Source organism: Arthrobacter sp. T572 (assembly GCF_056780115.1).
The window spans coordinates 119,027-134,001 of sequence record NZ_JBRAZQ010000002.1 but is presented as its reverse complement, the minus strand read 5'-3'; the positions used below and the strand labels follow the sequence as shown (position 1 = coordinate 134,001).

At 65.8% G+C, this 14,975-nt stretch carries 15 protein-coding genes and 1 pseudogene; 8 read left to right on the top strand and 8 right to left on the bottom strand.

Features of this window, described 5'->3' with window-relative positions; translation table 11 throughout:
• Positions 1-162 precede the first annotated feature (162 nt).
• Entirely contained in the window at positions 163-1,143 is a 981-nt protein-coding gene (locus ACUYMZ_RS01755; RefSeq protein WP_481601898.1) for a hypothetical protein, read from the top strand.
• A 195-nt stretch (positions 1,144-1,338) separates the two neighbouring features.
• On the opposite strand, the gene hpt is transcribed toward ACUYMZ_RS01755, so the two are convergent.
• From hpt to dacB, 4 genes and pseudogenes are all read right to left on the bottom strand, one after another.
• Positions 1,339-1,890: a hypoxanthine phosphoribosyltransferase gene (hpt, locus tag ACUYMZ_RS01750; protein WP_426005171.1), complete on the bottom strand. Its 552-nt coding sequence runs from the start codon at positions 1,888-1,890 to the stop codon at positions 1,339-1,341.
• Between the two features lie 31 nt (positions 1,891-1,921).
• Complete coding sequence (tilS, locus tag ACUYMZ_RS01745; protein ID WP_481605794.1) at positions 1,922-2,968, bottom strand: tRNA lysidine(34) synthetase TilS; 1,047 nt, start codon at positions 2,966-2,968, stop codon at positions 1,922-1,924.
• A 92-nt stretch (positions 2,969-3,060) separates the two neighbouring features.
• Positions 3,061-4,182 carry a zinc-dependent metalloprotease gene (locus tag ACUYMZ_RS01740; RefSeq protein ID WP_426005170.1) on the bottom strand — a complete coding sequence of 374 codons (1,122 nt, stop codon included), beginning with the start codon at positions 4,180-4,182 and terminating at the stop codon, positions 3,061-3,063.
• A gap of 186 nt (positions 4,183-4,368) precedes the next feature.
• Positions 4,369-5,813 (bottom strand): annotated as a pseudogene (gene dacB, locus ACUYMZ_RS01735) (D-alanyl-D-alanine carboxypeptidase/D-alanyl-D-alanine endopeptidase).
• Positions 5,814-6,026: 213 nt separating this feature from the next.
• On the opposite strand from dacB, the gene ACUYMZ_RS01730 reads away from it, so the two are divergent.
• The 6 genes from ACUYMZ_RS01730 to ACUYMZ_RS01705 all read left to right on the top strand — a co-directional run bounded on the left by ACUYMZ_RS01730 (position 6,027) and on the right by ACUYMZ_RS01705 (position 10,514).
• A complete protein-coding gene (locus ACUYMZ_RS01730; protein WP_426005168.1) occupies positions 6,027-6,515 on the top strand; it encodes an inorganic diphosphatase in 489 nt (162 codons plus the stop codon).
• Between the two features lie 230 nt (positions 6,516-6,745).
• The gene (locus ACUYMZ_RS01725; protein WP_426005167.1) at positions 6,746-7,726 is read left to right on the top strand and encodes a hypothetical protein; all 981 of its coding nucleotides are present in this window, start codon (positions 6,746-6,748) and stop codon (positions 7,724-7,726) included.
• Positions 7,723-8,535: a hypothetical protein gene (locus tag ACUYMZ_RS01720; protein WP_481601897.1), complete on the top strand. Its 813-nt coding sequence runs from the start codon at positions 7,723-7,725 to the stop codon at positions 8,533-8,535. Before ACUYMZ_RS01725 ends, ACUYMZ_RS01720 begins: the two co-directional genes overlap by 4 nt.
• Before the next feature lie 46 nt (positions 8,536-8,581).
• On the top strand, positions 8,582-9,217 hold the full coding sequence (locus ACUYMZ_RS01715) for a hypothetical protein (RefSeq protein ID WP_426005164.1): 636 nt from the start codon (positions 8,582-8,584) through the stop codon (positions 9,215-9,217).
• Positions 9,204-9,839: a hypothetical protein gene (locus ACUYMZ_RS01710; RefSeq protein WP_481601896.1), complete on the top strand. Its 636-nt coding sequence runs from the start codon at positions 9,204-9,206 to the stop codon at positions 9,837-9,839. Before ACUYMZ_RS01715 ends, ACUYMZ_RS01710 begins: the two co-directional genes overlap by 14 nt.
• A 75-nt stretch (positions 9,840-9,914) precedes the next feature.
• Positions 9,915-10,514 (top strand): hypothetical protein, encoded by a 600-nt coding sequence (locus tag ACUYMZ_RS01705; RefSeq protein WP_426005161.1) that lies wholly within the window; start codon positions 9,915-9,917, stop codon positions 10,512-10,514.
• 194 nt (positions 10,515-10,708) lie between these two features.
• Here ACUYMZ_RS01705 and ACUYMZ_RS01700 read toward each other — a convergent pair whose 3' ends face one another.
• The 3 genes from ACUYMZ_RS01700 to ACUYMZ_RS01690 are packed head-to-tail and all read right to left on the bottom strand — an operon-like array spanning position 10,709 to position 12,653.
• Positions 10,709-11,305, bottom strand: coding sequence for a DUF3618 domain-containing protein (locus tag ACUYMZ_RS01700; protein ID WP_442424622.1), 597 nt, complete (start codon positions 11,303-11,305; stop codon positions 10,709-10,711).
• A complete protein-coding gene (locus ACUYMZ_RS01695; protein ID WP_426005157.1) occupies positions 11,302-11,733 on the bottom strand; it encodes a phage holin family protein in 432 nt (143 codons plus the stop codon). The genes ACUYMZ_RS01700 and ACUYMZ_RS01695 overlap by 4 nt, the downstream gene beginning before the upstream one ends.
• The gene (locus ACUYMZ_RS01690) at positions 11,730-12,653 is read right to left on the bottom strand and encodes a hypothetical protein (RefSeq protein WP_481601895.1); all 924 of its coding nucleotides are present in this window, start codon (positions 12,651-12,653) and stop codon (positions 11,730-11,732) included. The genes ACUYMZ_RS01695 and ACUYMZ_RS01690 overlap by 4 nt, the downstream gene beginning before the upstream one ends.
• 175 nt (positions 12,654-12,828) lie before the next feature.
• Between ACUYMZ_RS01690 and ACUYMZ_RS01685 the strand changes: the two genes are divergently transcribed.
• Positions 12,829-13,911 (top strand): FUSC family protein, encoded by a 1,083-nt coding sequence (locus ACUYMZ_RS01685; protein WP_481601894.1) that lies wholly within the window; start codon positions 12,829-12,831, stop codon positions 13,909-13,911.
• Positions 13,912-13,934: 23 nt separating this feature from the next.
• Here ACUYMZ_RS01685 and ACUYMZ_RS01680 read toward each other — a convergent pair whose 3' ends face one another.
• Positions 13,935-14,969 carry an NAD-dependent epimerase/dehydratase family protein gene (locus ACUYMZ_RS01680; protein ID WP_481601893.1) on the bottom strand — a complete coding sequence of 345 codons (1,035 nt, stop codon included), beginning with the start codon at positions 14,967-14,969 and terminating at the stop codon, positions 13,935-13,937.
• Between the last annotated feature and the right edge of the window lie 6 nt (positions 14,970-14,975).

Sequence of the window (14,975 nt, the reverse complement as noted above, 5' to 3'; positions counted from 1 at the left end):
GTATTACGGGTGCGCCTGGCGGAACCGGGAGCGGAGACCACACCAGAGGGGTGCGCTGGGTGTGAACGGGTGCGGCCCTGGTTGACCAGACCCGTTCTCTTTTTCCACATACGGCTGGGCAGGCCTGCCTATCCGTGACGGGCAGGGGGCATCGTTGCTGTCATGCCTTCCTCCACTCTGATCTTGAGTTCCGACGCCACGCGGATCGGGCAGGACCCGCGCCTGCTTGCCAAGCGGGCGCGGCGGGGAGAGCTGATACGTGTGCGCCGGGGAGCCTATGTCTCTGCCCGGGACTGGTCTTCCCTCAACGATCGGCAACGGCACGGTCTCCTTGCTGCTGCACTGGCCGGGACCAGCCTGAAGACACCCGTCTTCACCTTGAAAACAGCGGGTTTGCTGTGGGGCTTGGGGGTAGTCGGGGTTCCACAGCAGCTCCAGACCGCTACCGATGATCCCCGCGGTGGGCGATCCAAGAACGGAGTCCTCCGCACTTTGGGGTCCCTCGACCACGGTGTCTGCGAACTCGGAGGATTTCGGGTTACTGACAAGGCGCGGACAACGATCGAATTGGCAAGCAGACTGGACTTTGCAGAAGCCCTGGCGGTTGTTGACTCCAGCCGCCGCGAACCATCCAAGGCTCCCATGGACACAGCCGCAGATTGGGACAAGGAGGCTCCGTGGGGCACGGCACTCAAGGAGAAGACCCTGGAGGACGCGGTCAGCACCCTTCCCGCATCATCCCGGCAACAGCGTGCCGCCAAAATCATCGAGTTCTCTACATCCGGGTCGGAATCTGTTGGCGAATCCATGAGCCGTGCAAGCATGATCCTCCACAGGATCCCACTGCCTCGGCTTCAGGCCGTCTTCCAGCTAAGGAATGGAAAGACAGCAAGGACCGATTTTTGGTGGCCGGAGTTGGACTTGGTCGGAGAATTTGATGGCCAGGGAAAGTACCTGCGGAACCAACTCCGGGGCGGAAAGACCCTTCAGCAGGTAGTCATGGCGGAAAAGGCACGGGAGAACGCCTTGCGTGCGCTCGGGCTAACCGTCATTCGGTGGGATTGGGCCGAGATGATGAATCCGCGTACTTTCATCAGGATCCTGACAGACGGCGGCCTCGAACCCGTTCGCACTGGGCGGTGACGATGCCAGGGAGGAACCTCGGGGCCTTGCAACTGTGCACCCCCTAAGCGCGTGCGCCGCACCCCCTCGCGCCAGATGCACCCGGTGTTACGGGGGCGCCGGGCGGAAGCGGGTGCGGCGGTATACGCGAGCGTCCGGGCCCACGCGAACCCCACGTACGGGGGCGCCGGAAACGGGTGCGGCTAAAGAAAAGGCTTACTCGTAGACGTGCGGGGCCAGGGTGCCCACGAAGTCCAGGTTGCGGTACTTCTCCGCGTAGTCCAGGCCGTAGCCCACCACGAACTCGTTGGGGATGTCGTACCCGACGTACTTGACGTCGATTTCCACCTTGGCGGCCGTAGGCTTGCGGAAGGCGGTGCAGATTTCGACGCTGGCCGTGCCGCGGGATTCAAGGTTGGACTTGAGCCAGGACAGGGTGAGGCCGGAATCGATGATGTCCTCGACGATCAGCACGTCCTTGCCCATGAGGTCGGTGTCAAGGTCCTTGAGGATCCGGACGACGCCCGATGACTGGGTACCCGAGCCGTACGACGACACAGCCATCCAGTCCATGCTGACGTGGCTGTGCAGTGCACGCGCCAGGTCTGCCATGACCATGACGGCACCCTTCAGAACACCCACGATCAGGATGTCGCGGCCCTCATAGTCCTTGTCGATCTGCGCCGCCAGTTCAGCGATACGGGCTTGGATCTGCTCTTTGGTGTAGAGAACGTGCTTGAGGTCTGCCTGGACGTCGTTTGAATCCACCAATGGCTCCTGTTTGATGCTCGGGGTGCGGCTACTGTTGGGCCGTTTTTTGATGCTGGAATACTAGCTTCCCACAGGGTGCGGCTTCCCGGGGAACGGGGGTAGCCTGGCCGGCTTCCACTGCCCTGCGTTCCCGCTCCAAATCACTGAGCGACAGGCGGTAGACGCTCACGTGGCCGGGCAACTCAACGGGGCCTGCGGAACCCTGCCGCCTGAGCAGCGCTTCGGCTGCTTGGAGCCGCCCGTACCCGGGCTGTTGACCCCCGACGTCGGCAGCTGCCTTGGCGATGACACGGAACCTGAGCGCCGGGGCCAGATCCCGGACGGCGTCCTCGGGCAGCTGCACGCCGCCGTCCCGCCGCTCCACCAGGGACAGGTAGGTCTGCCCGGCGAGGTCGTCCAGGAAGTCGGCGTCCTGCTGCAGGATCGCGGCGGTGCGTGCCAAGGATTCAGCGACTCCCGGGCCGAGCTTTTCTTCCAGCACCGGCATCACTTCACCACGGGTCCTGGACCTCGCGAAAGAGGGGTCGCTATTGCTGGGATCATGCCAGGGATCGAGTTCCTCGACTTCACAAATTTCCAGTGTTTCAATCCGCCGCAGCCCGAGGAAGGGCCGGAGCAGGCGGCCACGGGCCGGCCGCATCCCTGCCAGCGAACGCGTTCCGGAGCCACGGGCCAGACCCAGGAGAACTTGCTCGGCCTGGTCGTCCAAGGTGTGGCCGAGCAGGATCGCATCACAGCCAAGGGCATCGGCCGCGGCATTGAGCGCGGCATGGCGGGCGTCCCTCGCTGCAGCCTCAGGACCAAAGCCCGTGGACGCGACATCCACTGTCAACACTTCGACAGGCGACAGGCCCAGGTCACGCAGGACCGCGGCCGTCCGGGATGCGACGTCGGCTGAGCCGGGCTGCAATTGATGGTCAACCACGGCTGCCCCCACGGACACAGGATGCCCGTCCACATGGCCGCGCCGGGCAAAGTATGCAGCAACCGCAGCCAGAGCAAGGGAATCCGGACCGCCGCTGCAGGCCACCAGGACGCGCGCGGGGTAGCCGGCGTCGGCCAGGGCGTTCTGCACCTGCTTGCGCGCCTTGCCGATGACAGGCGCAAGGCGACCGGGCCGCCGTCGACCCTTAAGGGGCGGGGCGTCGCCGGAGGTGGGGCAAGGACTCAAAGTCCCATCCGCTCAAGCCACTGCCGGGAGTTGTGGATTTCGTCCTCCGTGGGGAGGTTCTCCGCCGCATCCCACACCCTGTTGAAGCCGTCCATACCTGCCACGGCCACGACCTCGCGCACGAACTTGGCGCCATCGGTGTACTGCCGCATCTTGGCATCGAGGCCCAGGATGTTCCGGATGAACTTCTCCACGATGCCGCGGTCCTTCCCGCGATCGTTGAAGCGCTGGCGGATGGTTTTGACGGACGGCACGATGCTCGAATCCACGGCATCCATCACCACGTTGGCATGCCCCTCCAAGAGGCTCATGACGGCGGTGATGTGCGAAATGGAGGCCTTTTCCTCCGGATCCTGCAGGAGGTCAAGGATGGCACCGCGGCCGGGCACGTTTCCCGTGGCGGAGCGGTCGCGCAACGACTTGGCCACGGCGCTGGCCCGCTCGACCAAGGTGTCCATGTTGCCCAGCAGGTGTCCGCTCAGCTTTTCGATCTCCTCCAGCATGTGGTGGCGGAGCCATGGAGCGGCGGCAAACTGCACGCGGTGGGTTTGCTCGTGGAGGCACACCCACAGCCGGAAGTCGTCCGGATGCACGTTGAGCTCGCGCTCCACGGAGATGATGTTGGGTGCGACCAGGAGCAACCTGCCCGCCGGTGGAACGTTGGCTGCCGGCGATAGCGCTGCGAAGGGGTCGTATTGGCCCAAAACCTTGCTGGACAGGAAAGCCAGGACGGCGCCCAGCTGGCTGCCGGTAATGGCTCCGCCTGCAGCGGCTGCGGCCGGGGTCATGGAGAGGCCGCTGCGGCTCTCCAGCATCTTCTTCAGCGCAGGTTGCAGCATCACGGCGAAGCTTTGGCTGTTGGCCTTGGACCAGGAAGCCCTGTCCACCACCAGCACATGGGAGTCGCGCAGGTCCTTGGCCGCATCCAGTCCGGTGATGTCATGGACGTGGGGCACGGAAATATCAGCATTGAAGCGGAGGTTCTCCACCGCCTTGCCGATCTCCCCGGCGCTCAAGGCAGGGCCGGGAGGGGCCAGCCGCGCAGCCGTGGACGCGGCCAGGTCCCAGTTGATCAGGGACTGGGCCCCTGCTGACGAATCTTGGGCAGATGACACCATAAGGTCCATCACACCACACGGCACAGACAGAGTGCGCTTAAGTTCGCTCCACGCGGAGCTTCGGTGGCACGCTGAGCCTCGCCCGGCACGGCTGGGCCTCGCCCGGCACGCGGAGCCTCGGTGGCACGCGAAGCCTCGCCCGGCACGGCTGAGCCTCGGCGGCACGCGAAGCCTCGCCGACGCACCTCAGCCCCGGCACCCGCAGGCGGCCAGGACGGACGCGGACCTGTCCATGGCCACCTTGTTTCCTCCGGCACCCGGTTCAAGGCCATTGCCGATGAAGGAAAAAACCAACAACCTGCCGTCGGCGTCCACAACGTATCCGCTCAATGCGATCACTGTATTAAGGGTGCCGGTCTTGGCCCGGACCAGGCCCGCGCCGCCTGCGGTGCCGGCCTCGACGTACCTGTCGTCGAGGGTTCCGGTCAGTCCGGCGATCGGAAAACCGTCCAAAGCGGTGCGCAGCGCAGGATCGGGGCCGCTGGTGATGGCGCGGACAACCTCGGCGAACTGCCGGGCGCTGACCTGGTTTCCCAGGGCAAGACCGGAAACGTCTGCCAACTCCATCGCGTCCGTGGCGAGGCCCAACTCCCCCAGCCTTTGCCGCACGGCCGCTGTGGCGCCGTCGTACGTTGCTTCCTTGCCCGACGCCTTGGCGGTCATCCGCCCCAAAGCCTCCGCCAGGAAGTTGTCCGAGGATTCCAGCATGAGGTCCACTTGGTCGCTGACGGTGGCTGACTCGGCGGCGGCCAACACATTGGCGGGGATGCCCTTGCCGCGCTCGACGCCGGGACGCACCTCAATCCCGGCCGCCGCCAACTGCCGGGCGAAGGCCTCCGCGGCGGTGGCGGCCGCATCCTGGGCCTGGGCCCCGTGGTGACGCCGGGTGCATAGCGGCCCGAGTTCAAGGCCAGCGGGAACAGCGGTGCGGTTTCACCGGCGGCGACGTCGTCCAGGCTCCATGCCGGGTTCAAGGGCGGGCCGGAAAAGAGCGAATCGTCCACTGTGACCGTGACCGGCCCCTTCACGCCCGCAGCGGTCAGTTTCGCCGCGGTCTCCTTTGCCAACGACGCAAGACCTGCATGACCCATGACAGCTGCCGGGTCCGAGTCCCCCGCTCCGAGCAGGACGTCCCCTCCGCCGGTGAGGACCACCGTGGAGGGATCGTCCGTGGCCAGGACGCGGGTAGTGAACCGGGCCTCAGGGCCCATCGCTTTCAGGGCGGCGACGGCGGTGAGCAGCTTCATGTTCGACGCCGGGATGCGGGCGGCGCCGGCCGCGCGGTCGAAGAGGACGTCGCCGCTGGAGGCATCCATGACCACCGCGCTGATGTCGCCGGGGCCGTCAGGCCGAAGGGTTTGGTTCAGCAGCCGGGCAACCTCCCCGGGCACCGGCACGGGAGCTTCACCGTCAAGGGGAAGTACTGCCTTGGTATCCGAAAGGCGGTCAGGCAGTTGCTGCCATGCCGGCACCGCAGGCGCTGCTTTGGGTGCGCTGAACAGGTGGGGAGCCATCCCGGCAACCACCGTGGCGCCCAGGAGCAGGAGGACCAGCAGCAACAGCAAGGGCCATCTGGAGCGGGCCCACAACGCCGAAAACCGCGAGCGGGCAGATCCGTCTTTAACGCCCATCATGGAAGTTGCTTGGTCCTGTCAGTCCTGAAATGTCCCCGCCGGTTCAAGAAACCCGGGCCTCTCGCTATATCCTCAATAGTAGTCGGCGGCGTCGGCTTACTTTTGCCTGCCGCCAGCCCCGGGCTGAGCAGCCTGCCCAGGCACCGTCACCCGTGGCGGCCACCGCTTCGGCGGAGCAACGCCCCACCCACACCCGTCAAGGAGCATTCCATGAAGCACGACGTGACCATCGAGATCCCCAAGGGATCACGCGTCAAGTACGAAGTCGACCACGAGACCGGCCGCGTCCGCCTGGACCGCGTCCTCTTCACCTCCATGCAGTACCCCACGCACTACGGCTTCTTCGAGAACACCCTGGGCGAAGATGGCGACCCGTTGGATGCACTGGTGCTCCTTCAGGACTTCGACCTTCACCCCGGCGTGATCGTTGAGTCCCGCCCGATCGGTGTCTTCAACATGACCGACGACGGCGGCGGAGACGCCAAAGTCCTCTGCGTTCCTGCCGACGCCCGCTTTGACCACATCCAGGAAGTCAGCGACGTCAGCGAATTCCTCATCAAGGAAATCGAGCACTTCTTCACCCGTTACAAGGACCTTGAGCCCGGCAAGTGGGTCAAGGCCGAGGGCTGGGGCGACCGCGCTGCTGCCGAAGCCGAGCTGGAAGCTTCCATCAAGCGCTTCTCCGCCGAAGGCCACTAGCCTCTCTCCCCAACTGGGTCGCAGCTGAGCACGTTTTGGACGTTCAAAACGCGCACAAATGCGACCCAGTTGGGTGACGACGGCGGGTGGTGCGGTTCCGTACGGGACGGCACCACCCGCCGTCGTGCTTTAAGCAGCGTTGGCGCACATGGGCATGTCTCCCCATCGCGGCTTCTTGCAGCTCCGCCTAGGCTGGTACGAGACTTTTCGATGCTTACAGGGGGTTCCATATGGCTGGGTTCTACGGCGCGGACATCGCGCAGCTCCGCAGTCTTGCAGGGGTCATGGGCAAGGCTGCCGATGCCATCAACCTGCAGAGCACGCAGCTGTCCAACGCCATCAACTCCACCACCGCGTGGCAGGGCCGCGATGCCACCGTCTTCAAGAGCGACTGGAACAGCCAGCACCGGCAAAGCCTGGTCAAGGCCGCCAACATGCTGCGGGAGAACGCCAGCCAGCTGAAGAAACACGCCAACCAGCAGGAGTTCGCCAGCCACAACGACGGCTCGGGCACTTCCGTGGGCGTGCTCAAGGACGTCTACGACACGGGCCTGGGCGTCAAGGACCTGGCCGCCCAGCTGTGGACGGCGTACAAGTACGGCAAGCTTGGCCACGCCGAATGGGTCAAGACGCGCGAAGTCCTGACCAACTGGCGGGCCGGCGGCACAGTGATCCGGGACGCGCTGACCGCACTGCGGAACGGTGAGAAGGTCACCGACGTCCTCACGGACCTCAAGGCCAACATTCCCTACAGCCAGGCCTTCCAGGATGCGAGCAAGTTCTCCAAGGGCCTGCGCATCGCCGGCGCACTGGCGGCTCCGCTGAACATCGTGGGCGGCATCAGCGACATGATCAACCCCGAACACGACGGCTGGCGCGGTACGGGCGACCGGATCGCCGGCGGACTTTCCGTGGTGGGCGGTGTGGGCAGCATCATGCTGATGACCGCAGGCGGCGCAGCCTTGCTCGGTCCCATCGGCGCCCCGATCGTGATCGGCGCGGGAATCGTTGCCGGCGCCTGGGCCTTGGGCAACCTGGTAGCGGACAACTGGGATTCCATCACCAACTTTGCGCGCAACCCCGGCAGCTACATTGCCGACGGCGCCCGGGAGGTGGCCGACTTTACCAAGGATGTAGGCAGTAAGGTGGCAGACGGGGTCAGTGACGCCGCCAAGTCAGTCGGAAACTTTGTCGGAGGGATATTCGGATGACCACCAGCACCATGAAATGGACTGCGCGGGACATTGAGGCTGCCGCGAAAGTGCTTGCCTCTGCCAGCGCCACCGGAGCCGCACTGCCAACCCTGACGGACGAGGAAGTCGTGGCGCTGGACGGCGTGCAGCATGAACAGATCGTCGCACTCCCCTGGCTTTCCACGCAGGATGCCAGCAAGGAACTCATGTGCGCCGTGGCCCTCCGCGGCCTGCTGGCCAAGGAACTGGTCTACCCCGTGATCTTCGAGGGCGAAACGGAGCCCAGCAGGCTTCATGCGACCGAGGAAATCACCGGCGCCCTGACGCTCCGCCGCAGTGGCAGCAGCGTGGTGTCCGTGGAGCGGACGGTCTCAACAGGCAAGCGGTGGCTTTACGGCTACCTCCACGACGACGGCGTGCTGCTGGAAGAAGTGGACGAGGGCGGCCTGCACGGCTTCACCGTCGTCACCCGGGACCAACTGGTGCCGCGCCTGGCCGAATTCGTTGATCCCAACCAGGCTGCATCCCGCGACTCGGACCCCGTGGAATATACGGAGGCGGAATTCGAACAACACGCCGCAACCGCCTTGGCCGACACCCAGGCGGCCAGCAACGTGGTGGCCTTCAACGCCGACACCAACGACTTCCCGACCCTCACCGTGTACACCGGCCCGTCCGGCGTCCACGTCCTCACGCCCCTCGTCCAAGGTTCGCCGGAAGGCCAGGGTGGTTCGCCGGAACAGGGCGGTTCTGTCAGGCTTGAAGTAAAGGAAACGTCCGCGTCCGGCCTCGCCGCAGTCCTGGGTGGACTCGCGGGCCTGTCCTGACGCCGCCCTCCCAGCCGTCCAACCGCCGTCGAGCTGAAAGCCACGCATGAGCAACCCGAAGTCAGAATCCGCCACCGGCCTGGTTGACGCCGTCAACGGACGGAAAGTCCGCCGCCACACCCAAACCGGCGCCTACTACGTGAAGGCGTCCGGTGCGGCCCACTTCTGGGGGCGCGTGTTGGATGCCGTGGTGTTCCTTGCGGCCTATTCGGTGCTCGCCGTGGTGCTGGCCGTTGTTCGGAACTCGATGATGAACAACGGCTCTGCGGCCGCTTACAACGACGGCCTGTGGCTCGCCCTCTACGTGATCCTCTGGTTTGTGGCGCTCCTGGCCTACGGCATGGTGTGGGGCACCGTGGGCAGCGTTGGGGACGCAGCTGCTGGAATGCGCTCCGTCAGGATCAAGGACGGCACGACGGCGGGCGCCTGGCTCGGCGGTTGGCGGGCCATCTGCTGGTCCTTCTTCCCGTTCTTCGTGGTCATGGTGATCGCCTCCGCGCTGACCGGCGGCTCGGGCGACACCTGGGACCCCAAGTTCGCCGCAATGGACCGCCGTTCCGGAACGGCGCAAGGCGTGCAGCCGGTACCGGATCCCAAGGCCGTGGCAGCCCAACAGGCTGCCGACGCCGAACGCGGGAACCTCCCGCATCTCTACAACCAGCACCCGGATGCGCGGCCGTAACTGGCTCGTCAGGGGTGCGGAACAGCGGCTCGGTCCGGAACTGGGTGAGCTGCGGTTCATTGCGTCTTCCCGGCATATCTACTGGAAGGCGCTCCTTCCATGCCTGGCGGTCGGCTTTGTTTTCGGAGTGATCGGTGAATTCATCACCCCGATCCGCTCGACCCGCAATCCCGCCCATTTTTCCGACCCCGTGCTGTTCGTAGTGGCGAGCATTCTCACCGGGCTGCTGCTGTGGAGCATGACCCTGCTGGGGAGCTTCCGAAAGCTGCTGGTGTTCCAGGGTGGCCTGGTGGCCCGCTACGCCCAGCCACGCACCACCATTGTGGTCCCTTGGAAAGACATCGCGCCGGAGTCCATCAAGGCTGTCACCACTCCGGACGGCACGGACCCCGAACGGCGGCTCGTGGCAAGCAGGAAAGTGTCCTTGGGGGCCGCGGGACGCCAGGCGCTGGTCTTCAAAGCCCTCGGAAGTTATTGGATCTTCTCTACCGACGACGACCCGGCCGGACTGCTGTCGGCGGTCCAACAGGGCATGGTGGACGCAGGCGCACCCGGGGCCGCCCAGGTCATGGCAGGAGCGCTGCCCGCCGTCGCCGTAGGCACCCGTACTGCACTGGATTGAACCATGCGGAACGCAATGTAATACGGAAAAGAAGCCCTTGCAGAGCAGCTACCAGCCGGTAGCATGTGATCCACTATGTTCACGCTGACGATCAACCAACGCGACAGCCGCCGCGACGGCGACCTCGTGCCCCAGCTCCTGAAGGACCTGCGGCATATTCCCGCACGGCTGGACTTTGACCGCTCAGTGGAAGACGAAGTCCAAGGCATCGTTGACGATGGCCACCAGGCTGTTGAAACCGCCTTGATCGCGCTGCGGACCGGCCAGTGGTATGTGGGGATCGGCGTTGGTCCCGTCAACGAACCGCTGCCCAACCTGGTCCGCGACGCGTCGGGCCATGGCTTGGTGTATGCGCGGAGGGCCGTGGACCGGCTCCGGAACGGCAAGGACCGCATCCCGGTGGCTGTGGACGGCCCCTTTGCCGCGTTGGCTGCCGAAGCCGAGGCTGTCCTGCGGCTGCTTGGCCACATCGTCCAGCACCGCAGCGCGGCCGAGTGGCGGGTCCTGGACCTGTTGACCCCGGGAGTGCGGGGCCAACAGCGGGCCGTGGCCCAGGAGCTGGGCATCACGACCCAGGCTGTGAGCAAGGCCGTGGCCCGGGCCCAGTGGGTTGAGGAACACGCGGCACGCCCGGCAGCGGCACGCTTGCTGCACATGATCCTCGAGGTCCGCTAGGAACCCAAGCGGAGGAACACCCTGGCCGGCGACCCGGGACCTCCGGAACCCCGGATAGCCGCCGTGCGGCGCCCCAAATAGCCGCCGCAAAGCCGCCGCAAAGCCGCCGTTAAGCGCCGCAAAGCCGCAGCCTGGCGGCGTCGCGCTCATCACGACGCCGCGTTGCTGCGGCCCGGCGGGGTGCCCGGTTGGGGTTACTGGTTGCCCAAGTTGTCCTTGGCCGTGGAGGCACGGTCCTGGACGTCTGCTGCTGCGTGCTGGCCTTCGTCCTTGACGTTGGCTGCCGCTTCGGTAGCGGTTTCCTTGACGCTCTGGACAGCTTCCTGTGCAGGCTCCTTGAGGTGTTCGGCCACTTCCTTGGCGGCGTGGCTCAGTTCCTCGGTGAGGGGCTGTGCCGCTTCCTTGACTGCCTGGGCGGCCTCGCGTTCCTTCTCCGACGGCGGGATCAGCGCCGAGACCAGCAGACCTGCGCCGAAGGCGATCAAACCGGCGGCGATGGGACTGCCCTGGGCCTTGCGCGTGATTGCCTGCGGAGCATCGCCGATGTCGGAGACGACGCCGGCCACGGCATCCTGGGCGTTGTGGGCGGCGTCGCTGGCCCGGTCGTGGACATGGCTTGCCCGGTCGTGGACGTCATCGCGCGCACCGAAGACGGCCGTCTTAATACGGTCAACCCTCCGGTGGACAATGTGCGAAGGAGTGACCTTGTCCGCCACTGCATCAACGTTGGTACTGAGCCGCCGGCGCGTTTCTTCGATATCGGCGCGCAGGGCATCGGGGTTCTGCGTCATCGTGTCTCCTCAGTATTCGGTTTGAAGGTTGGAGGTATTTCCTTGACTGTCTCAGCGGTGCGCGGCAGTCCTTTGATGTTGTTCAGTTCCTTGCGGCCCATGCTGGCCAGGACTGCGGCAATGATTCCCCAGATGACCGCCACGATCACGGCGGACCATCCCAGGCCGACGAGCTGGCCCAGCGCCCACCACAGGGCGATGGACAGGAACAGGACGGTGATGTGTCCGGCCCAGGCGGCACCGGCCAGCATGCCGGCGCCTTTTCCTGCCTTGGTGGCACTGTCCTTCAACTCGACCTTCGCCAGTTCCACTTCCTGGCGCATCAGCGTTGAGACGTCGCGGGTCAGGTCGCTGAGCAACTCGCCCAACGGAACGGATTCAGCTTTCGCGTGGGCCTCCGTAGGAGGAAGGTCGGCGGGACTGCTCATCGGGAACCTCCATACTGGGGGTCATCGGGATCGAGCGGTCCAGCCAGCGGATCACCCTGTGCCTTGACCCCGCCGGCGTCCGTCTCCGGGTAGGGAGCGGTGGACCCGTCCAGTCCGCCCGTGGTGCCCGCACCGTAGCCGGTGGTGGTTGCTGCGCCGTAGCCGGCGTTGGTTCCGTAGCCCGCTGTGGTGGCCTCCGGGCCGGGGAGATCAACCGGCGGCGGTGTCACAGCCGAACGCGAGGTGGGGTAGTACTCGGCACGGGGCGTGGTGGGGGCAGTACCGGTCGATGCGTCTTCGGAGGCGGCACCGGCCATTCCGCGGCCGAGCCTTCCGGCGAGGACACCCGCACCTGCTGCGATCAGGAGAAAGGCACCCGGCTTGCGGCGGGCGAAGCTCTTGACCTCATCCAGGAGCGAACCCGGATCACGGTTTTCCAGCCACTGGGCTACCGAGGAGGAACGCTGTGCTGCCTGCTGCACAAGGTCGGAGGCAACCCCGCCCTGCGTGGAAGCGTTGGCCATGGTGGACAGCTCGTCGGAGATGGACCGGAGTCCCTCGGCGACCCGCTGCTGCTGCGTTGCGGCCTGGTCGGTCAGCTCACCCTTGGTTTGGTGGAGCAGTTGCCGTGCATTCAGCTTGACCTCCTGGGCCACATGCGAGGCCTCGGTCTTTGCCGTATCCACGACGCCGCCGGCAGCATCTTTTGCTGCACCGGCTACACCAGCGGCTTCCTGCTTGGCGGTCTCGACCTTGCCCGATGATTCGGTGCCGCCGGTGGTACCCGGGGTTCCGGTGTACGTGGTTTCGGTGTCGACCGGCGCGTCGAGGTAGCTTCCGGAGTATGGCTCGGTCCCTGCAGGGACTCCAGTTCGTGGCGCCGCGAAGCTTCCGTCCTGCGGCGATTGGCTCTCAGTCATTGTCGCTCTCTTTCCACAGTTGGCAGGCTGCGGACAGCAGCCGGGATAGTAAGTATCGTTACTATCAAATGGGTGTGTACCCCCTTGTCCCGGCTTCAATCACACATATTTTCAAAAGTTCCCGGGCCCGACCGGGGGTTCGACAGGTCGGAGGCAACGTGCCTACGTTGGAACAATGAGCCATAAGCCCATCAGTGGGCGGCTGATCCCCGCTCTGCAAAAAACCGTGACCCGCCAGCGGCTGCTTTTCGCCGCCAAAACAGCGATCGCCGCCGGCCTGGCCTGGTACCTGGCCCCCTTCATGCCGGGCCCCGCGGCGGCCTACCCGTACTATGCCCCGCTGGGCGCCCTGGTGAGCATGCACCCCACCGTGGCCGACTCCGCCAAGCGCGGGCTGCAGAGCCTGTTGGGACTGGCGCTGGGGATTGCCATGGCCTTTGCCGTGACGACGGTAGCCAGTCCTACGTCGTGGGCCGTGGCCCTGGTGGTGGGCCTGGGCGTCATCATCGGTGGCCTGCCCCGCCTGGGTTCGGCCTCGGAGTGGGTCCCCATGGCCGCCTTGTTCGTGCTGGTCCTCGGTGATTCCAATGCCCAGGGCTTCTCCTTCGCCTATGTGCTCCAAATGGGCATGGGAGTCGCCGTGGGATTCGCCGTCAACTGGCTGGTGTTCCCACCGCTCCACCTGGACGACATCGATCCGGCACTGGCCGGACACCAACGGGCCCTCTCCCGGCAGCTCAGCGACATGGCGCGCGCCATGCAGGAGTCCTGGCCACCCGACCATGAGGCCTGGGCAAGCCGCAGCGGCGAACTGGATGCAACCGCGGCAAACGTGCGGACCGCCGTCCACCAAGCGGAAGTGAGCGCAAAAGCGAACCCCAGGTCCCGGCGTCGTCCTGGCCGTATCCCTGGTGCGCTGGCCGGAATGCGCACGGTGGAGCGCCTGACGTTCCACGTGCAGGACATTACGGACGTCCTCCAAAGCGTGATCTGGGAAGAGGACGCCGGGACCGTGATTCCGGACAGCGTCCTGGCCAATCTGTCCGAGGCCTTGGAAGCTGCGTCGGGGATGATCGATGAGTGGCGGACAGGTGATGCGGAGAAACGGAACGCCCGCTTGGATGAGGCCAGGGATAGGGTGGCGGCCCTCGGCGAGGCGATCAACGAAGCCGCAGCGGGCCAGGCCTCAGTGAATGCGGCAGCTTCCGTGGCCATGAGTATCCGGCGGATGATTACCGCGGTGGCCACAGCCGGTTGAGTGGCCACCTGGGTGCGGACCCATCAGCGTGGCGTCAGCGGCGGCGAAGCCTTCCGCCCCTTCCCCGCACCCAGGCCGTCCAGGATTTCGGTCAATGCCTCCAGCGAGGACTTGTGCGGCATCCAACCCAGCAACCCGTGCGCCCTGCCGGTGTCCATCACCGGCGCGCCCGCCGCCATGTCCACCCACCCCGGGTCCGTCACCTGCAGGCGGAGCCGCCAGGAAAGATCGACGACGGCGCGAAGCACCGGAAGCGGCAATGGCAGCAGCCGCCGGGCTTTGAAGATCCACGCCAGCGCATTGGGATCCAGTACAGGTTCCGCGGCGATATTGAACGCTCCCTCGGCGCGCTGGTCGAGGACGCGCCAGTAGGCATCGGCGACGTCGTCCGAGTGGACTGCCTGGAACACAAGCTCCTTTGGAACAGGTAGTACGGGCAGCCATGGTTTGCGGGGAATGAGCCGCGGAAGGAGCCGCCCCAGGAAGTACCGGCCTACCTCGCTGCCGGCCTCGGAACTGAAGATCAGCGCAGGGCGGAGCCGGGCCACCACAATGTCCGGATTCTCCTTGGCGAAGCTGTCCAGGAGCCGTTCCTGGGCGGCCTTATCCACGCTGTAGTGTGAGCCTTTCACCCCGCCGGCCGGCCAGCCTTCCTTGGTCCGCTGGTCCTTGGGTGCCGGAGAGTAGGCGCCCACTGACGAGGCGCACACGACATGACTGACCCCCGCGTGGCGCGCTGCCCCCAGGACATGGGCCGTGCCCGCCACGTTGGTGCGGCGAAGGAGCTCGCGGTTGTGGTTTGGCTGGATCTGCCAGGCAAGGTGCACCACGGCATCTGCCCCTGCCATGGCCTGTTCCAGTGCCCCACGGTCCTGGTAGTGGCCAACGTCCAGCGTGTGCCACTCCACACCCTTGTAGGGGGCGGCATTCCGGTCAGGTTCACGACGGGCAATGCCCACGAGTTCAAGGTCCGCGCCTTCCTCCGTCCGCGCCTTCTGGAGCCGTTTGAGCAGTGCAGTGCCGGCGTTGCCGGTGGCACCGGTAATGACGATCCGCATCTGGTT